The 24,358-nt window shown below is 71.6% G+C and carries 24 protein-coding genes and 1 pseudogene; 18 read left to right on the top strand and 7 right to left on the bottom strand.

The features are described 5' to 3' along the window. The 6 genes from OG494_RS46150 to OG494_RS46175 are packed head-to-tail and all read left to right on the top strand — an operon-like array spanning window position 1 to window position 5,659. Window positions 1–513: an MSMEG_0572/Sll0783 family nitrogen starvation response protein gene (locus OG494_RS46150; RefSeq protein ID WP_003073383.1), complete on the top strand. Its 513-nt coding sequence runs from the start codon at window positions 1–3 to the stop codon at window positions 511–513. Window positions 514–521: 8 nt separating this feature from the next. Continuing rightward, window positions 522–1,592: an MSMEG_0568 family radical SAM protein gene (locus OG494_RS46155; protein WP_328449827.1), complete on the top strand. Its 1,071-nt coding sequence runs from the start codon at window positions 522–524 to the stop codon at window positions 1,590–1,592. Between the two features lies 1 nt (window position 1,593). Continuing rightward, window positions 1,594–2,964 carry an MSMEG_0567/sll0787 family protein gene (locus OG494_RS46160; RefSeq protein WP_328449829.1) on the top strand — a complete coding sequence of 457 codons (1,371 nt, stop codon included), beginning with the start codon at window positions 1,594–1,596 and terminating at the stop codon, window positions 2,962–2,964. Then, window positions 2,961–3,791, top strand: a complete 831-nt coding sequence (locus OG494_RS46165; protein ID WP_328449831.1) for a carbon-nitrogen hydrolase family protein — start codon at window positions 2,961–2,963, stop codon at window positions 3,789–3,791. The genes OG494_RS46160 and OG494_RS46165 overlap by 4 nt, the downstream gene beginning before the upstream one ends. Further along, window positions 3,792–4,622, top strand: coding sequence for a carbon-nitrogen hydrolase family protein (locus OG494_RS46170; protein WP_328449833.1), 831 nt, complete (start codon window positions 3,792–3,794; stop codon window positions 4,620–4,622). It begins immediately after the preceding gene. Continuing rightward, window positions 4,622–5,659, top strand: a complete 1,038-nt coding sequence (locus tag OG494_RS46175) for an MSMEG_0565 family glycosyltransferase (protein WP_328449835.1) — start codon at window positions 4,622–4,624, stop codon at window positions 5,657–5,659. Before OG494_RS46170 ends, OG494_RS46175 begins: the two co-directional genes overlap by 1 nt. Here OG494_RS46175 and OG494_RS46180 read toward each other — a convergent pair. Next, window positions 5,644–6,108: a hypothetical protein gene (locus OG494_RS46180; RefSeq protein ID WP_328449837.1), complete on the bottom strand. Its 465-nt coding sequence runs from the start codon at window positions 6,106–6,108 to the stop codon at window positions 5,644–5,646. The genes OG494_RS46175 and OG494_RS46180 overlap by 16 nt on opposite strands. Window positions 6,109–6,289: 181 nt before the next feature. Here OG494_RS46180 and OG494_RS46185 point away from each other — a divergent pair, with 181 nt between their 5' ends. From OG494_RS46185 to OG494_RS46205, 5 genes are read left to right on the top strand one after another with little or no spacing between them, the layout of a single operon-like run. Continuing rightward, window positions 6,290–7,486, top strand: coding sequence for a PP2C family protein-serine/threonine phosphatase (locus tag OG494_RS46185; protein ID WP_328449839.1), 1,197 nt, complete (start codon window positions 6,290–6,292; stop codon window positions 7,484–7,486). After that, window positions 7,483–9,024: a sensor histidine kinase gene (locus OG494_RS46190; RefSeq protein ID WP_328449841.1), complete on the top strand. Its 1,542-nt coding sequence runs from the start codon at window positions 7,483–7,485 to the stop codon at window positions 9,022–9,024. The genes OG494_RS46185 and OG494_RS46190 overlap by 4 nt, the downstream gene beginning before the upstream one ends. Further along, complete coding sequence (locus tag OG494_RS46195; RefSeq protein WP_328449843.1) at window positions 9,021–9,461, top strand: response regulator; 441 nt, start codon at window positions 9,021–9,023, stop codon at window positions 9,459–9,461. The genes OG494_RS46190 and OG494_RS46195 overlap by 4 nt, the downstream gene beginning before the upstream one ends. Before the next feature lie 46 nt (window positions 9,462–9,507). Beyond that, window positions 9,508–9,867 (top strand): STAS domain-containing protein, encoded by a 360-nt coding sequence (locus OG494_RS46200; RefSeq protein WP_328449845.1) that lies wholly within the window; start codon window positions 9,508–9,510, stop codon window positions 9,865–9,867. A gap of 41 nt (window positions 9,868–9,908) precedes the next feature. Further along, window positions 9,909–10,334 carry an ATP-binding protein gene (locus OG494_RS46205; RefSeq protein WP_328449847.1) on the top strand — a complete coding sequence of 142 codons (426 nt, stop codon included), beginning with the start codon at window positions 9,909–9,911 and terminating at the stop codon, window positions 10,332–10,334. A 546-nt stretch (window positions 10,335–10,880) separates the two neighbouring features. On the opposite strand, the gene OG494_RS46210 is transcribed toward OG494_RS46205, so the two are convergent. From OG494_RS46210 to OG494_RS46230, 5 genes and pseudogenes are all read right to left on the bottom strand, one after another. Beyond that, window positions 10,881–12,503, bottom strand: coding sequence for a phospholipase C (locus OG494_RS46210; RefSeq protein WP_328449849.1), 1,623 nt, complete (start codon window positions 12,501–12,503; stop codon window positions 10,881–10,883). 41 nt (window positions 12,504–12,544) lie between these two features. Continuing rightward, window positions 12,545–13,702 (bottom strand): Dyp-type peroxidase, encoded by a 1,158-nt coding sequence (locus OG494_RS46215; RefSeq protein WP_328459224.1) that lies wholly within the window; start codon window positions 13,700–13,702, stop codon window positions 12,545–12,547. A 211-nt stretch (window positions 13,703–13,913) separates the two neighbouring features. Then, window positions 13,914–15,083 (bottom strand): EfeM/EfeO family lipoprotein, encoded by a 1,170-nt coding sequence (locus tag OG494_RS46220; protein ID WP_442874357.1) that lies wholly within the window; start codon window positions 15,081–15,083, stop codon window positions 13,914–13,916. Window positions 15,084–15,271: 188 nt separating this feature from the next. Beyond that, window positions 15,272–15,592 (bottom strand): annotated as a pseudogene (locus OG494_RS46225) (ArsR family transcriptional regulator); the annotation flags it as partial. A gap of 94 nt (window positions 15,593–15,686) precedes the next feature. Further along, a complete protein-coding gene (locus tag OG494_RS46230; protein ID WP_328449851.1) occupies window positions 15,687–15,935 on the bottom strand; it encodes a hypothetical protein in 249 nt (82 codons plus the stop codon). Window positions 15,936–16,029: 94 nt separating this feature from the next. Here OG494_RS46230 and OG494_RS46235 point away from each other — a divergent pair, with 94 nt between their 5' ends. The 3 genes from OG494_RS46235 to OG494_RS46245 all read left to right on the top strand — a co-directional run bounded on the left by OG494_RS46235 (window position 16,030) and on the right by OG494_RS46245 (window position 19,177). Next, entirely contained in the window at window positions 16,030–16,293 is a 264-nt protein-coding gene (locus OG494_RS46235; protein WP_328449853.1) for a hypothetical protein, read from the top strand. Between the two features lie 350 nt (window positions 16,294–16,643). Then, window positions 16,644–17,471: a hypothetical protein gene (locus tag OG494_RS46240; protein ID WP_328449855.1), complete on the top strand. Its 828-nt coding sequence runs from the start codon at window positions 16,644–16,646 to the stop codon at window positions 17,469–17,471. Then, window positions 17,468–19,177: a serine/threonine-protein kinase gene (locus OG494_RS46245; RefSeq protein ID WP_328449857.1), complete on the top strand. Its 1,710-nt coding sequence runs from the start codon at window positions 17,468–17,470 to the stop codon at window positions 19,175–19,177. The genes OG494_RS46240 and OG494_RS46245 overlap by 4 nt, the downstream gene beginning before the upstream one ends. Before the next feature lie 4 nt (window positions 19,178–19,181). On the opposite strand, the gene OG494_RS46250 is transcribed toward OG494_RS46245, so the two are convergent. Continuing rightward, complete coding sequence (locus OG494_RS46250) at window positions 19,182–19,604, bottom strand: hypothetical protein (protein ID WP_328449859.1); 423 nt, start codon at window positions 19,602–19,604, stop codon at window positions 19,182–19,184. A gap of 296 nt (window positions 19,605–19,900) precedes the next feature. Here OG494_RS46250 and OG494_RS46255 point away from each other — a divergent pair, with 296 nt between their 5' ends. The 4 genes from OG494_RS46255 (at window position 19,901) to OG494_RS46270 (ending at window position 24,331) form a co-directional block, all read left to right on the top strand. Beyond that, window positions 19,901–20,458, top strand: a complete 558-nt coding sequence (locus tag OG494_RS46255) for an AAA family ATPase (protein WP_328449861.1) — start codon at window positions 19,901–19,903, stop codon at window positions 20,456–20,458. 81 nt (window positions 20,459–20,539) lie between these two features. Further along, window positions 20,540–22,315, top strand: a complete 1,776-nt coding sequence (locus OG494_RS46260; protein WP_328449863.1) for a chitinase — start codon at window positions 20,540–20,542, stop codon at window positions 22,313–22,315. Between the two features lie 48 nt (window positions 22,316–22,363). Then, on the top strand, window positions 22,364–23,107 hold the full coding sequence (locus OG494_RS46265) for an IclR family transcriptional regulator (RefSeq protein WP_328459226.1): 744 nt from the start codon (window positions 22,364–22,366) through the stop codon (window positions 23,105–23,107). Between the two features lie 72 nt (window positions 23,108–23,179). Beyond that, window positions 23,180–24,331, top strand: a complete 1,152-nt coding sequence (locus OG494_RS46270) for a 4-hydroxybenzoate 3-monooxygenase (RefSeq protein WP_328449865.1) — start codon at window positions 23,180–23,182, stop codon at window positions 24,329–24,331. Window positions 24,332–24,358: the final 27 nt, after the last annotated feature.

The following is a 24,358-nucleotide window of genomic DNA, read 5'->3' on the forward strand; positions in this document are numbered from 1 at the left end:
ATGGCAGAGCTGACCGAGACCGAGAAGACCAGCCTCGACGAGATCCCGCACCCGTCGCTGCCGCAGGGGTCCAACCTGTACGGCGGGACCAAGGTCTTCCCGGACTACCAGGCCGAACCCGGCCAGAGCTACTTCACGCTCGTGCACGGCATCGCGCACGAGTCGTCGGTGAGCTTCGTCGCGATCCTGCAGGCGACGCGTGCGCTGCGGAAGGGCTTCGAAGCCGCGATCTACTTCTACGGCCCGGGTTCGCTCAACTGCCTGGCCACCCGCGGCTTCCCGACCACCGGCAACGCCGCGTTCCCGGGCGAGCTGAACATCAACGACCAGCTCAAGACGTTCATCAGCGAGGGCGGCAAGGCCTACTGCTGCCGCTTCGGCCTCTCGCTGCACGGCGCGCGCGAGGAGGACCTCATCGAGGGCGTCATCCCGACGCACCCCCTGGACGTGCAGGACGCGCTGATCCACTACGCGCGCAAGGGCGCGATCATCAACTCCACCTACATGTTCTAGGAGCCAGTGTGCGCGTTGGCATCGAAGAAGACCTGGAAACCCGCGCCGACATCGCCGTCCGCGGAGTGCGTGTGGAAGCACCTGTGCAACGCAGCAAGGGCGCCGGGCCGAGCGACGACGGCCACCTGGCGGTCGACGGTGCCAACGCCACGCTACCGCTGAACCCCGAGAGCCCGTACGTCGTCCGGGACGGCCGGATCTTCCGCGAGACGATCGACCTCGGCCTGAGCGTCACCCCGGTCGGGCGTCCACGGTTCTACGATCTGTCCACAACGGACGGTGTACCGTACCGGAAGATCGCCTTGCTGCACGGCAAGGACGTCCTCGCGACGACGGTCGTGCAGACGTGCATCCGGTACACCGAGGACCAGCGCTGCCGGTTCTGCACCATCGAGGAGTCGCTGCGGGCGGGGTCCACTGTGGCCGCGAAGACCCCGCAGCAGCTCGCGGAGGTCGCCGAGGCAGCGGTGCGGCTCGACGGCGTCCGGCAGATGGTGATGACGACCGGCACGACGTCCGGGCCCGACCGCGGCGCCCGGCACCTCGTGCGCTGCGTCCGCGCGGTGCTCGACGCCGTGCCGGGCCTGCCGATCCAGGTGCAGATCGAGCCGCCGGGCGACCTCGGCGTGCTCCGGGACTTGAGGGACGCCGGGGCGACGTCGATCGGCATCCACGTCGAGTCGCTGGACGACGACGTCCGGCGGCGCTGGATGCCGGGCAAGTCGACCGTGCCGATGGCGGAGTACGAAGCCGCCTGGGCGGAGGCGGTCCGCGTCTTCGGCCGCAACCGCGTGTCGACGTACCTGCTGATCGGTCTCGGCGAGGACCCGGACTCCCTTGTGGAGGGTGCCGGGCGGCTGATCGACATGGGCGTCTACCCGTTCGCCGTACCGATGCGGCCGATGGTCGGCACGCTGGCCCGGCGGGACGGCGCCACCGCGCCTTCGCCCGCGCTGGTCGCCGACGTCACCGGCCGGATCGCCGCGCTGCTGCGGGCGGCCGGGATGACCGGCGCCGACCAGGGTGCGGGCTGTGCCGCCTGCGGCGCGTGCGGCCTGCTCAGCGCGGCGGGTGGCTGAGATGGACCACGACATCCTCGCGTTGCTGGGTGACGTCCGCAGCGTCGCGGCGCGCCCGGCGTTCCACATCGGCGAAGCCGACCACAATGGACTGACGGCGTACCGCGCGTTGCGTCACGAAGCGTTCGTGGCCCGGCAAGGACTTTTCGCCGGACACGACCTCGACGACCACGACACCGACCCGCGCACCCTGGTCCTGGTGGCGCGGGACGCGGCAGGCGAAGTGCTCGGCGGCGTCCGCCTCGGCCCGGCCACCGACGGCCCCGACCTCGGCTGGTGGAAGGGTGGACGGCTGGTCGTCGCACCCGGGTCGCCGGCCGGGATCGGCTCGGCGTTGGTCCGCGCGGCCTGCGCGCGGGCCGAAGCCGAAGGCGCACTGCGGTTCGAGGCGACTGTCCAGACGCGCACCGAGCGCCTGTTCACCCGCCTCGGCTGGCAGCGCGTGCGGCCGGTGACCGTCGCCGGTCACGACCACGTCCTCATGCGCTGGCCGATCGGCCGGATCGCCGCGCTGGCCCGCTCGACCAAGGCCGCGCTCGGCCCGTTGGTGCGGGGAATGACCGGCGTGCCCGGCTTTGTCGGTGACGACGGCGTCCCGGTACCCGGCACCGACGTCGTCGCGGCCTGCGACGCGATCATCCCCTCCATGGTCGAGCGCGACCCGGAATGGGCGGGCTGGTGCTCGGTCCTGGTCAACCTCAACGACCTGGCCGCGATGGGCGCCACGCCGACCGGCCTGCTCGACGCGCTGGGTGCGCGGGACGCGTCGTTCGCCGCGCGAGTCCTCAGTGGACTGCGGAAGGCGAGCGAGGCGTACGGCGTCCCGGTACTCGGCGGGCACACCCAGTTCGGCGTCCCGGCTTCCCTGTCGGTGACGGCGCTGGGGCGCACCGAACACCCGGTGCCCGGGGGTGGTGGCAAGCCCGGTGAGCGGGTCTGGCTCACCGCCGACCTCGGTGGCGGCTGGCGGCCGGGCTACACCGGACGTCAATGGGACTCGACGAGTTTCCGTCGCACGCCCGAGCTGCGCGAACTGCTCGGCTCGGTCGCGAAGGCGCGGCCGAGCGCGGCCAAGGACGTCTCGATGGCCGGCATCGCGGGCACCCTCGGCATGCTCGCCGAAGCGTCCGGCTGCGGCGCGGTCCTGGACGTCGACAAGGTCCCACGGCCGCGCGGAGCGTCCACAGGGGACTGGCTGACCTGCTTCCCCGGCTTCGCGATGCTCACCACCGGCAGACCCGCGCCCGCGGGGCCGGCGGTCATCGCGGCCTGCGGCGAACTGGTCGACGGCACCGGCGTCACGCTGCGCTGGCCCGACGGCGAAACGACGCCCGCCATCGACGGCGGCGTCACCGGATTGGGGAACTCATGACCACACTCAGGATGGCCGCGGTCGCCGCGCCGTTCGACCGCGACCTCGAAGGCGACTTCGCGCGCATCGAGAAGCTGATCGGCGAGGCGAAGGCCGAGGGCGTGCGGCTGCTGGCGTTGCCGGAGGCGGCCCTCGGCGGCTACCTCGCCAACCTCGACGGCGGCGCCGAAGGCCCGCCCGCGCTGGCCGTCGACGGCCCGGAGATAGCCCGGCTGGCCGCGCTGGCCGGCGACCTCGTCGTCACGGCGGGGTACTGCGAACTCGCCGGCGGCCGGCGCTACAACTCCGCGGTCTGCGTGCACGGCGACGGTGTCCTCGGCAACCACCGCAAGGTCCACCAGCCGCTGGCCGAAAACGCCAGTTACGGCGCCGGCCGCGGGTTCGCCGCGTTCGACACGCCGGTCGGGCGCCTGGGCATGATGATCTGCTACGACAAGGCTTTCCCCGAATCCGCGCGGGCGCTCGCGCTGGACGGCGCCGAGGTGGTCGTGTGCATGAGCGCGTGGCCCGGCAGCCGCACCAACGCGGCGGCGGACCTGGCGCAGGATCGCTGGAAACGCCGGTTCGACCTCTTCGACCGGGCCCGCGCGCTGGAGAACCAGATCGTCTGGGTCTCGGCCAACCAGTCCGGCACCTTCGGCGACCTGCGGTTCGTCGCCGGTGCGAAGATCGTCGACCCCGGTGGCGAGATCGTCGCCGACACCGGCGTCGCCGAAGGGATGGCGATCGCCGAGTTCGACGTCCAGGCCGCGCTGTCCACCGCGCGCCGGTCGATGGGGCACCTGGCGGACAGACGGCCGGACGCCTACCCCGTTAGTGTCCCGTGAATGGGGCAGATCCGGATCGCCGCCGTCGCCGCGCACTTCGGCCGCGACCTCGACTTCGACCTGCAGCGCATCGCGACGCTGATCGACCACGCGCGCTCGGCCGGCGCCGCGCTGCTGGTGCTGCCGGACGCGGCCCTCGGCGGGTATCTCGCCGACCTGCGCCATCCGGACCCGGAAGCGCTCCCGCCGGCCCTCGACCCCGGCTGTCCGGAGCTGAAGACGATCCAGTCGCTGGCCGCGGAAATGGTCGTGTGCGTCGGCTACTGCGAGGCCGACGGGCCGCGCCGCTACAACTCCGCGGTGTGCGTCACAGGTGACGGCGTCCTCGGCCGGCACCGCAAGGTCCACCAACCGCCGGGGGAGGGCATCGCGTACGAGCCGGGGGCGGAGTTCGCCGCGTTCGACACGCCCGTCGGGCGCCTCGGCATGCTGATCGACTACGACAAGACGTTCCCCGAGTCGGCCCGCTCGCTGGCCGTCGACGGCGCGGACATCGTCGCCTGCCTGAGCGCGTGGCCGACCAGCATCACCAACCGCGCGCCGCGGATGGCCCAGGACCGGCAGTCGCGGCTGTTCGACCTCTACGACCAGGCGCGGGCCGCGGAGAACCAGGTCGTGCTCGTGTCGTCCAACCAGACCGGCGCGATGGGCGGCATGCGGTTCCTCGGTCAGGCCAAGGTCGTCGGCCCGGGCGGCGAGATCCTGGCCCGGACCTGGTCCAAGGCCGGCATCGCGGTCGCCGAACTGGACGTTGAACAGGAACTCGCGAACGCCCGCCGCGTGCTGCACCACCTGGGGGAACGGAAACCCGAGGTCTACCGGGAGGCCTGATGCGCATCGCCCTGCTGAGCTACTCGACCAAACCCCGCGGCGGCGTCGTGCACACCCTTGCGCTCGCCGAAGCCCTCGCGGCGCTCGGCGAGGACGTCACGGTGTGGACGCTCGGCCGCGGCGGCGACACGGGGTTCTTCCGGCCGGTCGACCCCGCTGTCCGATTGTCGATCGTGCCTTTCCCGGACGTCCCCGGCGAGAGCGTCGGCGAGCGGATCCTGCGCTCGATCGCGGTGCTGCGCGCGGCGTTCACCCCGGACGCCTACGACGTCGTCCACGCGCAGGACTGCATCAGCGCGAACGCCGTCGACGCTTGCGTCCGCACGATCCACCACCTCGACACCTTCACCACGCCGGAGCTGGCCGCCTGCCACGAACGCGCGATCGTCCGGCCGTACGCGCACCTCTGCGTGTCCGCCTCCGTCGCGGCGGAGGTCCGCGACGGCTGGGGCATCGAGGCGACGGTGATCCCCAACGGCGTCGACTACGACCGCTTCGCCAACGCCCGCCCGGATACCGGCCGAGGACGTTATGTCTTGGCGGTGGGCGGAATCGAGCCGCGCAAGGGCTCGCTGGACCTGCTCGAGGCGTACGCGCTGCTGGCCGAACCGGACCTCCGCCTGGTCATCGCCGGCGGCGAGACGCTCTTCGACTACCGCGACTACCGCACGCGCTGGGAGAAACGCGCCGCCGAACTGGGCGTCGAACCGGACGTCCTGGGCCCGGTCGCGCACGACGAGCTGCCGTCGCTGATGGCGTCGGCCGCGGTGTTCGCGTTCCCGTCGACCAAGGAGGGCTTCGGGCTGGCCGCGATGGAGGCCCTGGCCGCCGGGGTGCCGGTGGTGACGCGCGACCTGCCCGTGCTGCGCGAGGTCTTCGGCGACGTCGCCCGCTTCGCCGCCGGCCCGCCCGGCTTCGCACGGGAGCTGCGGGCCGCGATGGCGGGCACCGATCCGGCCCCGGGGCGCGCGCTGGCCCGGCGGTTCACCTGGCCGGCGGCGGCCGAGGCGCACCGGAGGTTCTACGGCGCCTTGTGACGGGTGAAATACGGTGCGGCGTCCGTGCGGAACATCAGCGTGAACCCCGCCATCGCCAGGCCCAGCGCGATCAGGAACGCCAGGCCCCGCAGCAGGTCGCCGGGGTCGCGGGCGGACGACGCGACGAGCGCGAACAGCTGCAGCACGACGTCCAGGATGCCCAGCGCGCCGGCGATCGCGAGCACGACGCGCGCCCATCCGGCACCGCGGTACACGCCGTACACCAGCGACGCCCACAACCCGGCCGCGATCACGAACGCGAGTACCGCGACCGGCGTCGGCAAGGTCGCCGCCAGCAGCGCGTCGCGCTCCCCGGTGCCGCCGGCGCCCAGGCCCGGCGTGGCGTGCCCGCCGTTCAGGTGGCCGAGCAGGGAGCCGAGGAACCAGCACGCCGTCGCACCCCACCACGCGACGGCCGCGCGCCGGACCGGAACGGGCGGCTCGGACATAAAGGCAGCGTAGGCGCGGAAACCCGGGTAACGGGACCGCCTCGAGCCGAACCGTTATGCACCGGGCGGGACAGCGGGGTGCTATAAATCGCTACCCCTGCCGGGGCCGTGTGGTCGTAGGCGGCCGAGACCGGTGCCGCTAGGGTGATCGCCTGAAGGTGCCGCTGAACGGGAGAAGCCGGTGACCGCCGCGCACGACTCATCGTGGGATCCCCGCACCCGCTTGCGCGTGCTGCTGATCGAGGACGACGACGGCGACGCGCTGCTGGTCGACGAGATGCTCGCCGACACGTCGGTGCCGGTCGCGCTCGAACGCGTCGAGACCCTCACCGCCGCCCTCGCCACGCCGCTCACCGCCGACTGCGTCCTGCTCGACCTCCAGCTGCCCGACGCGATGGGACTCGGCGGGCTCACCCGCCTCGCCCAGCACGCGCCCGGCGTCGCGGTCGTCGTGCTGACCGGCCAGCACGACCAGGCCACCGGCGTCGCCGCGGTCGCCGCCGGCGCGCAGGACTACCTCGTCAAGGACCAGGTCGACGGCCCGCTTCTGGTCAAGGCCCTGCGCTTCGCCCGCGAACGCAAGCGCGCCGAGCAGGTCGAGCAGCAGTTCCTCCAGCAGCAGCTGCTCGCCCGCGAGAACGCGCGGCTCGAACGCGGCCTGCTGCCCAGCCCGCTGCTGCGCGACCCGCACCTCGAACTGGCGTCGCGCTACCGGCCTGGCCGCAACGGATCCCTGCTCGGCGGCGATTTCTACGACGCGATCGAGATGGCCGACGGCAGCGTCCAGATGATGATCGGCGACGTCTGCGGCCACGGCCCGGACGAGGCCGCGCTCGGCGTCGCGCTGCGGATCGCGTGGCGCTCGCTGGTGATGGCCGGCCTGCCGATGCCCGATGTGCTGAGCATGGTCGAGCGGGTCCTGGTGCACGAGCGGATCGAGCCGCTGTTCGCGACGGTCTGCATGGTCGTCGTCGCGCCGGACCGAAGATCCCTGCGCCTGTCGCTGGCGGGGCACCTGCCGCCGCTGCTGCTCACCCCGGGCGACGGGCACCTGCTCTCCGGCGAACGCCTGGGCGTCCCGCTCGGCGTCGTCGAAGGCACCAAGTGGGAGGCCCTCGACGTGCCGCTGGACCCCGGCTGGTCATTGTTGCTCTACACCGACGGCGTGTTCGAAGGCCGCGTCGGCGCCGGCTCCGAACGGCTCGGCCACGAGCGGATGGCCGAGCTCGTGCTCGACATCCGGCACCAGGGCGGCCTGGGCGGCCGGGCCCTCCTCGACGAGCTGATCGCCCGCGCCGAACGCCTCAACTCCGGCCCGCTGGACGACGACGTCGCCCTCGCCCTGCTCAACCACATCCCTGGGGAGACCGGCCGATGACCGGCACTGTGCGTGGCTGGCCGATCCGCCGCTGGCTGACCCTGCTCGCCGTGGCGGAGGCGGTGCTGCTGCTCGCGGCCCTCGCCGGCGGCGGGATCGCGCTGAGCAACCTCACCGACGCCCGCAACCGCCTGCTCGACGTGATCGGCGCCCAGCGGCTCGCCGCGATCCAGCTGTCGACCGCGCTGCTGAACCAGGAGACCGGCGTCCGCGGCTACCAGCTCGGCCGGAAGCCGGACTTCCTCGCGCCCTACACCGACGGCGTCCGCTCGCAGGGTGACGCCGTCGCCCAGCTGCGGCAGCTCGGCGCGACGCCGGGCACGCAGATCGGCGACGACCTCGACCGCGTGCTGCGGGCGGCGTCGACCTGGCAGGCGACGGTCGCGCCCACCCTCACCCCGGCCGCGCCGCCGGTCACCCCGGCGCAGGCCGACCGCAGCCGGACCCAGTTCGACGCCGTCCGCGGCGCCCTCGACGCCCAGGCCGCACATCTGGCGACGCTGCGCGCCGAAGGCCGCGCCGACCTCGACGGCGCGGCGAACTTCCTGACCGCGATGCTCATCGCCGTCGCGGTGCTCATCGTGCTGCTGTTCGTGCTGCTGTTCCTCGGCCTGCGCCGCGTCATCACCCGGCCCATCCTGCGGCTGGCCGGCGAGGTCCGGCACGTCGCCGACCAGGACATCCACCGGCCGGTCCGCGGCGAGGGGCCGAGCGAGCTGGTCCAGCTCGGCAGCGACGTCGAGGCCATGCGGCAGCGGATCCTCGACGAGGTGGCCGAGCTGGAGCGCGCGCACGGGCTCCTGGACCAGCGGACGCGCGAGCTGGAGCGGTCCAACGCCGACCTGGAGCAGTTCGCGTACGTCGCTTCGCACGACCTGCAGGAGCCATTGCGGAAGGTGGCCAGCTTCTGCCAGCTGCTGCAACGGCGGTACGCGGGCCTGCTCGACGAGCGTGGCGAGCAGTACATCGAGTACGCCGTCGACGGCGCGAAGCGCATGCAGGGCCTGATCAACGACCTCCTGTCGTTCTCCCGCGTCGGCCGGAAACCGGGGGAGCACGTCGTGGTCCCCGCGGCCGAGCTCGTCGACGGCGCGGTCGCGAACCTGGAAGTCGCGCTTTCGCTCAACCGCGGCAAGGTGACCTACGACGACCTGCCGGAGGTCCGCGTCGAGCCGGCGCTGCTGACGGCCGTCTTCCAGAACCTCATCGGCAACGCCGTGAAGTTCCACGGCGAAGCGCCGCCGGAGGTGCGCGTCACCGCGGAGCGCGACGGCGACGACTGGGTGTTCGCGGTGCGGGACAACGGGATCGGCATCGAAGCCGAGTACGCCGACCGGATCTTCGCACTGTTCCAGCGGCTGCACTCCCGCAGCGCCTACCCGGGCACCGGCATCGGGCTGGCCATGTGCCGCCGGATCGTCGAGTACCACGGCGGCCGGATCTGGCTCGACACGGAAACCGGTGCCGACGGCACCACCTTCCGGTTCACCCTGCCCGCGCGGCTCGAGCGCGGCGACGAGGAAGTTGGGGGCGCATGAGCGAGGCATTGGCACCGATCGACATCCTGCTCGTCGAGGACGACCCCGGCGACGTGCTGATGACCCGGGAAGCGTTCGAGCACCACAAGATCCGCAACGCGCTGCACGTCGCGAGCGACGGCGTCGAGGCGCTCCGGTTCCTGCACCGCGAGGGCCCGTTCGCGGACGCGCCGCGGCCGGGGCTGATCCTGCTGGACCTCAACCTGCCCCGCAAGGACGGCCGTGAGGTGCTCGGCGAGATCAAGCAGGACCCGGCGCTGCGGACGATCCCGGTGGTCGTGCTGACGACGTCGGAGGCGGAGGAGGACATCCTGCGCAGCTACGACCTGCACGCCAACGCCTACGTCACCAAGCCGGTCGACTTCGAGAAGTTCGTCGAGGTCGTCCGGCAGATCGACGACTTCTGGGTCACCGTGGTGCAGTTGCCGCACCGCTGAGGCGGGCGTTGGCGCCGGGGCGCCGATTGAGGCACGATGAGTGGCCGTGAGCTCTTTCCCCCGGGATCTCCCCGCCACCGAGCTTTCGGCCACGCTGGATTGGCGCGGCCAGGCCGCCGTGCTCCGCGTGGCGGGCGAAATCGACCTGCTCAGCGCACCGGACTTCGAGGAAGTCGTCGACACCGTGCTCGCCGAAGGCCCCGAAGTGCTGGTGGTCGACCTGAGCGCGGTGACGTTCTTCTGCTCGGCCGGTCTGCAGGTGCTCGCGGCCGCGCACCGCAAACTGGCGGAGCGCGCGCTGCGGGTGGTGAGTGTTTCGCCGGTGACGTCGGGACCCCTGACGACCACCGGGCTCGACACCTGGATCGGCGTCCACCCGACGGTCGACGAAGCCCTCCGGAAGTGACGGGCCCCGCGGGCCCCGGGCCGGGCAGAAAGGCGAACCCGATGCACGAATCCGCCGGGTCGGCGGCCCCGTTCCGCTGTCACGGCGTAGCAGCCGCGCCCGAAGCGTTGCGGCGCCTGCGGCACGACCTGACGGCGTGGGTCCTCGCCGCGGGAGTGGAGCCGTCCCGCGCCCAGGACATCGTGCTGGCGAGCTACGAGGCCCTGGCGAACGTGGCCGACCACGCGTACCACGGCGCGGGCTCCGGCCTGGTCGACCTGGACGCGGCGATCCACCCCGACCGCGTCGAAGTGGTGATCACCGACCACGGCCGGTGGCGCACCCCGGTCCCCGACCCCCGCCCGGTTTCGTTGCGGGGCCGGGGATTGCTGCTGCTGAGGGCCAGCGCCGACCGAGCGGACATCTCATCCGGCGACGAGGGGACCGTGGTCACGCTGGCCTGGGACCTGGACCCCGTGCGTCCGTGACTCTCCGTTCTTCGCCTGATCGTGTGATGAACGGGTGTTCGATTCCGGGTTAGTGTTTGTGGTGTGGACGACGAGCGGATGTGGCAAGCCGACGCGGTGGCATTAGCCGACCGTGTCGGTGAGCTGGTGACCCGGATCCGTTGCGCGGAAGCGTTGCTGTGGCGGGCGCGAGCGCAGCCGCCGCGTCGAACAGCTTGCCGTAGGCACTGTGCAGCGCGGTCGTGTCCATGGCTGGGCACCCTCCGAGCCCGGAGGAGAGGTGCTCAAACCAATGGTGGCAGGCGGTCAGAGCGAGCCGGTGGCGCTCCTCGTCGGCCAGGCGGGAAGCCTTCGCCGGGGCGCGCTTTCGTGTCGCAGCCGTTGGTCGCGGGCCTCTTCGCAACCGGCGCGATCGTCGCCATCCTCCGCAACACCACCGGCCACCCGACGGGACTCCACGAGGCGGTCCCGAAAACCACGGCCCAGGCCCAGCTGCCGACCGCCCGTGCCCGGAACAGCAAGACGGGCTCGCGGCCAACCGGCCACGAGCCCGTCGAACACCAAAACCTACCGGTGCGCCACGGCCCCGGTCTTCGGGTCCAGGGTCAGCTTGCCCGCCTGGGGCCACCAGAACGAGAACATGTTCGACATCGAGTTCGCCCGGGAATCGTACGAGCTGTCGCCGATCCGGCCGGCGAACCAGTTGTCCTCGATGAACTTCAGCACCGAGGTCTGGTCCGTCAGCGTGTGGTCGACGTGGTTCGCCTTGCTGTACGGCGAAATCACCAGGAGCGGGAGCCGCGGGCCGTAGCCGCAGCGGTCCGCGTAGCCGCCCAGGACCGACGGCTTGGCCGTGCAGACCGACTGGTCCTGCGCAGCGTCGTGGGAGCCGTTGATCACCGGCGACGAAACGTGGTCGTACCAGCCGTCCGAGTCGTCGTACGCCAGGACGATCGCCGTCGAGCGCCAGTCGGGGGACTGCTGGATCTTGTTGACTTCGCTGACCACGAACTGCTGCTCGTCCAGCGGGTCCGAGTAGCCCGCGTGCCCGTCCTGGTACTCCGGGGCCTTCAGGAAGCTCACCGCGGGCATCGAGCCGGCCTGCAGGGAGTCGTTGAAGTCCGCGATGTCGTACTGGTGGTTCGCGCGGTCGGTCTGGCCGATCGCCTGGACCGACGACGGCGGCAGGTGCTTCGGGTTCGCCGTCGACGGGTAGTACTGGAACGGCTCGTGGTGCGGGCTGTAGTCGACCACCGCGGCGCCGCCGACGTTGGTGTGCGTGGCGCCGCAGACCGCGTAACCGTTGGCCGAGCCGGTCGGGCGGAAGCCGCCCTGGAACCAACCCCACGTCACGTGGCGCTGGTTGAGCAGGTCACCGACGTTGCGGCCGTGCATGGTCGCCAGGTTGTCCGTGCTCGTGTGGTTCTTGTCCGCGCAGTCGTCCCACGCCGGGTCCGGGTCGTTGATCATCGTGCCGACGCCGTTCGCGTCCGGCGACTGGACCGCGTACGCGTCGCTGACCGGCTCGTGCGTCACCGAATTCACGGCCTGGACGCCGTGCGTGTTGCCGGAGATCAGGTTGAGCGCGCCCGGGGTCGAGGGCCCGAAGTTCGTGTCGAACGAGTTGTCGTTCAGCGCGTAGTGCTGCGCGTAGTTCCACATGCCGGTGACGGTGTTGCCGTCGAAGTAGTCCATCACCAGGCCGGGCTCGCCGAACAGCACCGGCTGGCCGGTGCACTTGTCCGTCTCGGTCTTCTCGACGAACTTGTCCATCTTGCCGCCGTTGAAAGCGGCTTGCTCCGCGCCGTAGTTGTGGTTCTGGTCGCAGGTCATCGCCTGCTCGTGCGTGAGCCGCTTCGGGTTGTACGCGTTCGGGTTGTCGGTCAGCAGCTTGTGGTCCAGGCCGTTGACCTTCGGGGTGTTGCGCGCGGCCTGGAACGGCGTGCCGTCGGTGTTCGCCGCGTTCGGGTAGGTGCCGAAGTAGTGGTCGAAGGCGATGTTCTCGCCGAAGATGACCACGACGTGCTTGATCGGCGTCGAGGTGGGGATCCACTGCGCCGGGAACGGGTGCAGCGGCTGGGCTTCCGCGGTGGTCGCCGCGGAACCGGTGACGACGGCCAGCACGGCGACCGAGGCGAGTGCCCCGGCGCCGAGCAGGCCGCGCCGTCGCCGGCGGGGTCGGGTGTCCACTTCGGATTCCTCCTGGTTTTCTTGGTGGTGGGGAACGGCAATCAGGTCAGTAAGGAACGGCCGTAGTGGTCGTCCGGGCCGGTGACGCCCGGCAGCGCGAAGAAGTAGCCGCCGCCGAACGGGGAGATGTAGTCGGTCAGCGGCTCGTCGGTCAGCCGGGTCTGGATCGCCTCGAACTGGCGCTCCAGATCCTGCTGGTAGCAGACGAACAGCAGGCCCATGTCGAGGTTTCCGTTGCTGTCGACGCCGCGGTCGTAGTTCACGGCGCGGCGCAGGATCCGGCTGTTGCCGGTCTGCGGGGTGCGCGGGTTGGCCTTGCGGATGTGGCTGGTCAGCGGGATCACGGTGCCGATCGGGTCGTCGGCGTAGCGGGGGACGTCCTTCTCGTCGGTGCCGTCGAGCGGCGCTCCGGTGTCGCGGCGCCGGCCGAACATGTTCTCCTGTTCGGCGAGGGAGACCCGGTCCCAGAACTCCACCAGCATCCGGATCAGCCGGACGACCTGGTAGCTGCCACCCGTGGTCCACGCGGGTTCGCCGCCGCCGGACGTCCACAAGAGACTGTCCAGTTCGGACCCTTCCGGGTTCGCGGTGCCGTCCTTGAAACCCATCAGGTTCCGCGGTGTGCCGGACGGCCGCGGCGGCGAGCTGAAGCCGTTCAGCCGCCAGCGCAGCTGCATGCCGCCGCGGGTGGCGCGGGTGATGTCGCGCAGCGCGTGCAGCACGGTGTCGGTGGCGTTCGCCGAAAGGGTCAGGCTCAGGTCGCCGTGGCACTGCGCCGGGTCCAGCGCGTCGTTCGGGAACATCGTCATCGGCTTCAGCTTGGCGGGCTTGAGTTTCGCCAGGCCGTAGCGGTCGTCGAACAGCGACGACCCGACGCCGAGGATCACGCCCAGGTCACCACCCGGCACGACCGGCCCCAGCACCCCCGAGTCGGCGGGCGGCCCGGTGATCCCGAGCGAGGCCGGCGCGCCCCCGCCCGTGAGGAACCGCGCCCGGTCGGTGATCGCGCGGAACAGCTCGGTCAGCTCGGCCTTCGATTCGGCGACGAGATCGAACGACGCGACCACGGTCTGCGTCGGCGGCTGCCGCAGGATCGCGGCCTGGTTCGCACCGTGGAAGGGAACGGACGAGGTGCTGTCGGTGACGGCGGCGGAGGCCCCGAGCCCAGCCCCGGCGGCGACGGTCAGCCCCGCGCCCATCGCGGCCCGGCGCAGGAAGGAACGCCGAGGCAGCCCAGCGGCGGTGACCCGGAGAGGCGAGGCCTGTTCCACGGCAGCGGCGGGGTGCGGCACGGGACAACGAGGCTGGTCGGTCACGGGACCCTCCTCGGTTTGGCGGTGGTCGGCGCCGGCAGTTCGGCTTTCGCGCCGTCGGCGACCCGCCGCGAAGCAAGGCAACGAGGCCGGCGGGTCACGAGACCCTCCTCGGTTCGGCGATCGCCGCGATCGGGGCCAGTAGTTCCGTCAGCTCGCTCACGTCCGCGTTCAGCTTCTGGCGCTGCTTCGGGGCCAGCTGGGCCAGCGGGGTCCACGTGCCGTCGGGCCGGTGAGCGGCGTCCAGCGTGGTCTGGGTGCGGGTCAGCCAGGTGTCCAGCTTGGGGAGCTGCTGGTAGCGCGGGGTCAGCAGCGGGCGCAGGACGTCGAGGACCGCTCGGGTGCCGTCGAGGTTGGCGCGGGCCGTCGCGAGGGTGGTTCCGCTGCCGTAGTCGGTGCGGCCGGTGAGTTCGAACTGCAGCGTGTTCTCCATGATCTCGTGCGCGCGCAGGGCCAGGTCGTTGCCGTCGACCTGGCTGTCGCCGAACGACGTCTGCAGGGTGTGGGCGTCGGTGTCCAGCCGGTCGGCGACGCCGGCCAGGGCGCCGAGGTCTTCGCCGTGCCAGAGGCCGGACTCCAGGCGGTGGAAGCCGGTGAACCCTTCGTCCGACGTGCCGCCCGGCAGGCCGTCGGCGGTGCCGTTGAGCGCGCCGTCGGAGTCGCCGAACGCGTCGTACGCGGCGCCGAGGCGCTCGTACGTCAGGTGCGCGGTCAGCCACGCCGTCTCGCTCGCGGTGCGGTCGCCGCCGTGGACGGCGTTCTTCAGCGCGCCCGTGTTCGCGACCAGCTCGCCGAGGCCGGTGGTGACGTGTGCCTGGTACGCCTTGAGCGGGCCGAGCAGGTCGTTGTGCGTCACCGGCGCGACACCGGGGCCGGATCGCTCGGCCCCGCCGCTGACCTGCGCGACGGGCCCGACGATCGCGCCCGCGTCCTCGGGCAGGCAGCGGAACGCGTAGCTGCCGTTGCCCAGGTTGACCTGCAACGGCCGGGTGGTCGCCGGCCCGAGCCCCTCGACCTCGCCGTAGATCACGCCCGTGGCGGGGTCGATGAGGTCGACCTCGGCGGTCACCGAGCCGGTGTTGTGCACGCGGAACGTCTGCGGGCCCGGCTTCGGGGCCGACCAGCCGGTGCCGCACGACGAGCGCGACACGGCGATCTCCGGATCCTGCGCCTCGGCGTCGCGCGGCCAGAGCACCACGACCGCGCCGGCCACGACGGCGACGGCGGCCACCGCCACGATCCAGCGGGTACGCACAGACCCCGGCACGCGTGCTCTCCCGTCACTCGATCGGACCATTCCGGTCACGGATCATGCGAGCCTAACGCCCGGAAAACCACTGCGGAGGGCGCCGAGAGTAGGAAATTCACCGGGACTTCAACACCACGCTCCCGAAAAGGGGAGGATTCAGACGTTCTACTGTGCCTGATGTGTCTTTTTGGTCCGGTAAGTCATGATCACGGAAGCGGGACGCCGGTCTCCAGGAGCGTCGTCAGGCTTGACAGCAGCGCGGGCCGGCCCCTGGCTGCACATCGACAGGGTCGTGCTGTCGTCGAAGCCGTGGCCTTTCGCCCATTCCCGGGTGAAGGTGTGCCAGGTGCGGGAGAGCCGGCGGTAGGGATCGGATTCGAGGACGACCTGTTCCGGGTCGCTCGTTTTCGCGCGCTTTCCGTCCAGGTCATCGGCGAGCCTTTTTCCCAGTCCGTCTCGAAGGAAACGCCAGAGTTTTCCGGAGTGGTGCTGATGTAGGTCGTGTACGCGAATTCGTTCATCGGTGCTTTCCCCGGGACGTCATGACCAGCGCGGCCGCTGGGATCGGCCGGCGCCTTGGACACCTCGTCCATCAGGACCTTTGCATGTCAACCGGGGCGCTTACGGGAAACGGATCACCGCGATGCCGGCCAGCACGAAGAACACCAGGATCACCAGCGTGCTCGTCTGCCCGCCGGACGAGCGGGTCACGACCTGGTCGACCGTGCCGGTCAGCCGCACCCCGCACTCGGCGACCACCGTGTGCGGCCCCGCTTCGATCCGGGTGAACTCGACCGGCGCGGTGAAGGCGCCCGTGCTGTCGGTGTAGGCGGAGCCGACCTCGGCGCCGTCGGCCGTCAGCGTCACCATCCGGCCGGGCTCGCAGCCCCGCCCGGACGCCGAGAGCTCGTCGCCGGGCTGGACGCTCGGCCGGTCCAGGACGAGCTCACCCGGCTTCGGCGCGGTGCTGGTGGTCGCGGGCGGGGTGCCGGGCGTCGTCGGGGTGGTCGACGTCGGCGGCGTGCTCGTGGTCGTGGGCGGGGTGGTCGTCGTGGACGGCGGGGTGGTGGTGGGGCCCCCGGGCTTCGACGGCCGCGTGGTGACGGGTGGCGGCGTGACCGGCGTCGTGGTCACCGGTGGCGGCGGGGTGGTGGTCGTGACCCCGGTGACGACGAACGTGCCGCTGGCCGTCTCCTTCTGGCTCGTGCAGGTGGCCGTGACCGTGTAGGAACCCGGCTTCGCTCCGGCGGGGACCGCCGTGGGGAACTGGCCGCTGACCTTCGGGGCTACCTGTGACCCGAGGGAACTGCCCGCCCAGAAGAAATTGATGACCCGGCAGGTCGGGAAACCGTTCCAGGAAATAGTGAAAGAGCTGCCCGCGGGTCCGCTCGACGGTTTCAAACCAACCGAAGGAGGAACTTGTGCGCTGGCGCCGAATGCGAACAGGACCAGGAGCAACGCTCCGGCCAGCGCGCCGAAAAACAACCGAACCACGTAACGCATCGGAACGTCCCTCCCCGGGTGTGTGCTCGCTGTAGCATTCCGGACCAGTCGGATTACGCAAGTAGGGGATGCCCAATGGGACGTGTCATCGCGGCGGGGGTTGCGTTGGGTTTGTGCGCGGTGCTGCTCGGCGCACCGCCCGCCTCGGCGGAGTCGGGTTCGCTCGGACTGCAGGTGTCGATCGACGACCGGCCGATCGCGGACGCCACCGTCCCGATCGACCCGGCGAGCCAGGTCAAGCTCGAGGTCGTGGCCACCAACACCGGCAACGCGCCGGTGAAGGTCCGCAGCGTGCGGGTGTCCGGCGTCGCTCTCGCGCTCACCTTCTTCGCCTACGACACGACGGCGCCGTTCGAGGTGCCGGCGCGGGGCAAGGTGAGCCGGACGTTCGTGCTCGACCTCGGTGACCTGTCCGGGCAGGCGACCGGGCTGCTGCCGTCGTCGGTCGAGCTGCTCGACGCCGGGCGTGCGACGCTCGGCGAGGCGACCACGGTCGCTGACGTCCGCGGCTCCTTCTGGTCGGTCTACGGCGTCTTCGGCCTGGCGATGCTCGTGCTCACGATCCTGGCCTGGCTGACGGCGCTGCTCGCGCTGGCCCGGCACCGCCTGGCCGCCAACCGCTGGCGTCGCGGCCTGAGGTTCCTGCCCGCCGGGTTCGGTACCGGCCTGGTCGCGGTGATCACGCTGTCGGTGCTGCGGCTGGTCCCGCCGGAGCCGGCGATCGAGATCCCGGTGGTGCTCGGCGCCGCGGCGATCGCGTTCCTGCTGGGCTACCTGACGCCCAACCCGGTGAAGCCGGCCCCGGAGCCCGCCTACGAAACCCCGGGAGAAGGCCCGAGAGACGGTACTGGCGACCAGACCGTCCGGATGCGCGTCCCCGCGACCCGGGACCGCACCCGATGAGCGCACCCGCGGACCTGATCGCCGCGCTCCCGCAGTACGACATCGGCGCCGAGATCGGCGAAGGCGGCATGGGTGTCGTGTTCGCCGGGACGCACCGGACGCTGGGCCGCAGCGTCGCGATCAAGCAGCTGCCCTGGGACGTGCTCAACCACGCCGCGAGCAGCGAGCTGTTCGACCGCGAGGCGCGGGTGCTGGCCAGCCTGGACCACCCGCACATCGTGCCGGTGTACGACTACGTCCGCACCGGGCGCGAGCACCTGCTGGTGATGGAACGGCTCGACGGCGGCACCGTGCACAGCCGGTTCCACGGCGGTGGCGTCAGCGGCGAGCAGGCGTGCGCGATCGGCCTGGCGATGCTCGCCGGGCTGCACGCGGCGCACCGGGCGGGCGTGCTGCACCTCGACGTCAAGCCGCGGAACCTGCTCTTCAGCACGCAGGGCGTGATGAAGGTGGCCGACTTCGGCATCGCGCGCGTCATCAGCGAAGGCGCCACGCTCGTCACGCACGGCGGCGAAATCCTCGGCACCCCGGCCTACATCGCGCCGGAGCAGGCGATGGGCAACGCGCTGAGCCCGGCGGCCGACGTCTACGCGGCCGGCACCGTGCTCTACGAACTGCTGTCCCGGCAGCTGCCGTTCGACAACACCCGCGGCGCGATCAGCATGATGCGCCAGCACATGTTCACCGACCCGCGGCCGATCGCGGGGGTGCCGATGCCCATCGCCGGCGTGATCATGCGCAGCCTCGCGCGCGAGCCCGAGTCGCGCTACCGGGAGGCCGAGTCGTTCGCGGCCGACCTCGCGGGCGCCGCCACCGCCGTCTACGGCCCGGGCTGGCTCGAACGCGCCGGCGTGCCGGTGCTGCACCTGACGCCGCGGGTGATCTCCGGGCTCAACTCGCCGACCGCGCCGGCCCCGCCGGCCGACGCCCGGACGCGGCCGGTCCAGCGGCCCGGGCCGGACCCGACGTTGTCGGCCACGCGCATCCCGCAGCAGCAACAGCCGGTGGCCGAAGAAGCACCGTCGAACGCGGCCACGCTGTGGTTCCGGCTCGCCGCGGCCGCCGCGCTCATCGCGCTGGTCGTGCTCGCTCTGCTCACCCCGGAACGGCTGCCGCACCAGGCGTCGCCGACGCTGGTCGTCGGCGGGGCGCCCGTGTCGGCGCCGGTCGAGGTGGACCTGAGCAAACCGCTCACGGTGACCGGCCCCGGCAACCCCGGCCGGGTCGCGCTCGACCTGGCCGCCGCGGGGATCCCGCTCGGGTCCGCCGAGACGACGGCGAAGGCCGCCGGCAACGGCTTCACCGCGCAGCTCGAGCTGCCGGGCCTGGCGCGGTGGATCGTCGGCGGTGCGGTCACCGCGACCATCCAGACCGGCACCGTCACCCAGACGTTCACGCTGCTCACCTCGCAGCACCCGCTGGCCAGCGCGATGGGGGCGGGCAGCCTCATCCTGGCGCTGTTCGCCCTCGCCTACCTGGAGTCGGTGCTGCGGAACATCCGCAACGGCCACCGCGGGCGGGGCGCGCTGGTCGCCGGGCCGGTGCTCGGCGTCCTGTTCGGCGCCGCGGTGTGGCTGTGCGTCTCGGTACTGCGGGTGCACGAACCGGCGGCAGGATTCGGCGCCGGGTGCGCGGTGGCGGGCGCCGTCGCGGCCGGGTTCGTCGTCGCGGCGGCCCGGCGCAAGTCCACTGTGCTCGGTCGGTGAGAGATCAGTCGATCATCCGCACGGTGACGTTCGGGCTGTAGGTCTTGCGCCGGCTCCACCCGAGCTCGGCGCACATGCTCAGCTGGATCGAGCGGTCGGCGGGCGCCCAGTAGCCGGTGCGGACGAAGTAGCCCTCCATCGTGCTGAGCGCGCCGAGGCTCTTGCGGGCCGAGCACATCTCCCAGCCCCACTGGCGGCCGGACTTCTCGACGCCGTTGCGGCGCACGGACAGCCGCGGGTTACCGACCGCGCGGATGTCGGCGTCGCCCTGCGCGACGTAGACGACCCCGTCGATCTTGTAGAACCGGTTGTTGTCGAGCAGGGTCACCTGACCGGAGAGGGTGACTTCGACCCGGCCGCCGTCGTCGCCGGTGAGTGTCCAATCGAGACAGTATTCCTGGAGTGGGAGTTCCAGCGACTGGGTCATGGTGCCTTTCCCCTGTTCTGGCCGTGGCGTCCCTTCCAGAAGATAGGGATTTTCGAGACGCCGGGAAGAGGCGTGGAGGATCTTCACCCGAAGCGGTTTCCGGGCCGTCGAATGCCCTGGCACGCATGGGTTTTCAGGCGAGTGGGTGACGCCGGACACGGGACGTGAGAACCGGTCCCACCGCGGAGTGGTGTTGCCCCGCCGCCGGGGTGGCCGGTGCGGACGGTCACCGTCCCCGTCACGGACCGGAGTCGAAGGTAAAGGAACCATTACCTTCGATCGGGCGTTGTCGGGACATGAGCGCGCCCACTGTCATCGAGCTCGGACCGCGTGACCTGCTCGTCGTCGCCGGGCTGCCCGGCGCGGGCAAGACCACCATGCTCCGGCACGCGGCCGGGGGGCTGCCGGTGCTCGACTCCGACCAGGTCCGGGCGCGGCTGGCGACGGTGCTGCCGGACGCGGTGCCCTACCGCTGGTACCGGCCGCTCGTGCACGCGGGGCACCGGCTGCGGATCGTCCGGCGGGCCATCGCCGCCGACGGGCCGCTCGTCGTCCACGAGCCGTCGACGCGGGCGTCGACCCGCGCGCTGCTCGCCCTGGTCGGGAGGCTGACCGGGCGCTCGATGCGGCTGCTGTTCGTCGACGCCACCGCCGAGCAGGCCCTGGAAGGCCAGCGCAGCCGGGGCCGGATGGTGCGGCCGCGCTCGTTCGAACGGCACGTCCGCCGCACCGGGAAGTGGCGGGAGGAGCTGCTCGCCGACCGGGTGCCGCCGGGGTGGCGCAGCGTCCAGGTGGTCGACCGGGCCGGCGCGGCGCGCACCCGCCTGGTGGCGCGGCTGTTGGTCGGTTGCTGACGAGTTGGTCTGGACATTTCACTCAGTGGTCTAGACAATATGGTTCTCCGCGGTGCTACCGCGTCCCCACTGGAGGACCCGATGAGGCGTTCCAGATTCTCCGTCGCACTCGCCGCCCTCGCGCTGGCGCTCTCCGGTCTGGTGGCCGGCGGAGGCACCGCCGAGGCGGCCAACCTGCTCACCAACCCCGGTTTCGAGGCCGGCTCGCTGTCGGGCTGGACGTGCTCGGGCGGCACAGCCGTGGCGACGCCGGTGCACTCCGGCGGCTACGCGCTCGCCGCCACCCCGGCCGGCTCCGACTACGCCCAGTGCGCGCAGACGGTGTCCGTGCTGCCGAACACGACGTACACCGTGTCCGCGTGGGTCCGCGGCAACCCGGTCTACCTCGGCGTCACCGGCGGCGCGTCGACCTGGTCGGGCAACGCGGGCGCCTACAACCAGCTTTCGCTGTCGTTCACCTCGGCCGCGGGCCAGACGTCGGCCCAGCTCTACCTGCACGGCTGGTACGGCGCGGGTACCTACTACGCCGACGACGTCGTCCTCGACGGCCCGGGCGGCAGCACGCCGGGCACGCCGGGAGCACCCGGGACGCCGTCGGTCGGCGCCGTCACGACCTCGTCCATCGCCCTGAGCTGGGGCGTGAGCGCGGGCACTGTCACCGGTTACCGCGTCTACGAAGGCAGCACGCTCCGCACGACCGTCACCGGGACGAGCGCCACCCTCACGGGGCTGACCGCCTGCTCGACGCACAGCTACGCCGTGGCCGCGTACAACACCGCCGGCGAGTCGCCGCGCACCGCCGCGGCCACCGGCAGCACCACCGGCTGCGTCGACACCGGCCTGCCGAAGCACTCCTTGATCGGCTACCTGCACGCGAGTTTCGCGAACGGCTCCGGCTACGTCCGGCTGGCCGACGTGCCCGCCGCCTGGGACATCATCGACCTGTCCTTCGGCGAACCGACGTCGGTGACCTCCGGCGACATCCGATTCAACCGCTGCTCGGTCGCGGAGTGCCCGAACGTCGAGAGCGACGCCGACTTCATCGCCGCGGTCCGCGCGAAGCAGGCGCAGGGCAAGAAGGTGCTGATCTCCATCGGTGGCCAGAACGGCCAGGTCCAGCTGACCACGACGGCCGCGCGCGACACCTTCGTCAGCTCCGTCTCGGCGATCATCGACAAGTACGGTCTCAACGGCCTCGACGTCGACTTCGAGGGCCACTCGCTCTCGCTCAACGCCGGCGACACGGACTTCCACAACCCGACCACGCCGTCGATCGTCAACCTGATCTCCGCTCTGAAGTCGCTGAAAGCCAGGTACGGCGCGGGTTTTGTGCTGACGATGGCACCGGAGACGTTTTTCGTCCAGGTCGGCTACCAGTTCTACGGCGGCTCGGGCGGCGGTGACGCGCGGACCGGCGCGTACCTGCCGGTGATCCACGCGCTGCGCGATTCGCTGACCGTGCTGCACGTCCAGGACTACAACTCCGGCCCGGTGATGGGCCTGGACAACCAGTACCACAACATGGGCGCCGCGGACTTCCCGATCGCGATGGGCGACATGCTCAAGGCCGGTTTCAGCGTGGCGAACACCGGCCAGTTCTTCCCGGGGCTGCGGCCGGACCAGATCGCGGTCGGGCTGCCGGCGGCGGTCAGCGCCGGCAACGGCTACCTCGCGCCGTCCGTCGTCCAGACGGCGGTGACCTGCCTGGCCAAGGGCACCGGCTGCGGCTCGTACACGCTGCGCGGCGGCGCGTCGCCGGCGTTGCGCGGGCTGATGACGTGGTCGATCAACTGGGACAAGTACTACAACTGGGAGTTCCAGAACAGCCACGAGCCGTTCCTGAACGCCCTGCCGTGACGCGTCGCGGTGTGCCCCGCCGGCGGGTGGGGCACACTGCCTGACGTGGTGAGACCGGCCCACGGCGAGTCCGTGATTTCGCGCGTCGTCCGCGTCTTCGAGACGTTCGGGCCGGACACGCCGGCGCTGCGCGTGTCGGACGTCGCGCGGCGTGCCGGCCTGCACGTCGCGACGGCGTCGAGGCTGATCGACGAGCTGGTCGGGCACGGCTGGCTGCGGCGTGATCCCGACCGGCGGGTCCGGGTGGGCGTCCGATTGTGGGAACTGGCGTCGCGCGCGTCGCCGACACTCGGGCTGCGGGAAGCGGCGCTGCCGTTCATGGAGGACCTGCACGCCGTTGTCGGGCACCACACGCAGCTCGCCGTGCTGGAGGACCGTGAGGTGCTGTTCGTCGAGCGGCTTTCGGCGCCCGGCGCGGTCGTCAACGTGACGCGGGTGGCCGGGCGGCTGCCGCTGCACGCGTCGTCGTCCGGGCTCGTGCTGCTGGCCCACGCGCCCGCCGAGCTGCGGGAAGAGGTGCTGGCCGGGCCGCTGCCGGCGTACCGGCGCACCACGCTCACCGAGCCCGCGCGGCTGCGGCGGTTCCTCGCCGACGTCCGGCGCGACGGCTACGCGTACTGCGCGGGCTTCATCGACGAGGAGACGACCGGCATCGCCGTGCCGCTGCGCGGGCCGGCCGGCGACGTCGCCGCGGCGCTGTCGGTGATCGTGCCCACCGGCCGGAACGCGCGGGCGCAGATCCCGGCCCTGCTCGCCGCGGCGCGCGGTATTTCGCGGACAATCTCTCAATGAGTGAGAATGCCCTGGTGTGACGGGTGCTCTCGGCGGCATCCTCGGGGTCCAGCCGTCGAAAGGACGTTCCGCGTGCGCACCCAGGTCGCCATCGTCGGCGCCGGCCCGGCCGGGCTGCTGCTGTCCCACCTGCTCGGCCTCGAGGGCGTCGACTCGGTGCTGCTCGAACGGCAGACCGCGGAGTACGTCCAGGCGCGCATCCGCGCGGGCATCCTCGAAGCGGGCACGGTCGAGCTGCTCCGGAACGTGGGCCTCGGCGACCGGCTCGACGCGGAGGGCATGGAACACCGCGGGATCCACCTGCAGTGGCCGGGGAACCGGCACCACCTGGACTTCGTCGACCTCACCGGCCGGTCGGTGACGGTCTACGGCCAGACCGAGGTGACCAAGGACCTGATGGCGGCGCGGGAAAAGGCCGGGCGGCCGGCGTTCTACTCCGTGTCCGACGTCGAGCTGCACGACGTCACCGGCTCGCCGTCGGTGTCCTTTGTGGACGCCGATGGGCGCGCGCAGCGGATCGACGCGGACGTCGTCGTCGGCTGCGACGGTTTTCACGGGCCGAGCCGCTCGTTCATGCCGCGGCAGAAGGTCTGGGAGCGGACGTACCCGTTCGCGTGGCTGGGGGTGCTGGCCGACGTCGCGCCGTCGACCGATGAGCTGATCTACGCGTGGCACCCGGACGGCTTCGCCATGCACAGCATGCGTTCGCCGCACGTCAGCCGGTTCTACCTGCAGGTGGCGCCGGACGAGGACATCGCGCGGTGGAGTGACGACCGGATCTGGACGGCGCTGTCGGAACGGCTCGGTGTGCCGGGCTGGACGTTGCACACGGGACCGATCACGGAGAAGAGCGTGCTGCCGATGCGCAGCTTCGTGACGACGCCGATGCGGCACGGAAACCTTTACCTGGCCGGGGATGCCGCGCACATCGTCCCGCCGACGGGTGCCAAGGGCCTGAACCTCGCGGTGGCCGACGTCGCGCTGCTTTCCACGGCTCTCACGACTTCCTTCCAGGGCGACGACGGTCTCGTCGACGCCTATTCGGACGCGGCGTTGCAGCGGGTCTGGCGCTGCACGCACTTCTCGTGGTGGATGACGTCGATGCTGCACCGCCACGGCGACGACTTCGACGCGCAGCTCCAGCTGTCCCAGCTCCAGCGGACGGTGACGTCGGAGGCCGCGTCCACGGAACTGGCCAACAACTACGCGGGCCTCCCGCTCTAGCTCTCTGCCGCGGCGGGTCGTGAGTGG

The organism is Amycolatopsis sp. NBC_00438 (assembly GCF_036026695.1).
In the GTDB taxonomy this organism is placed as follows: Bacteria; Actinomycetota; Actinomycetes; order Mycobacteriales; family Pseudonocardiaceae; genus Amycolatopsis.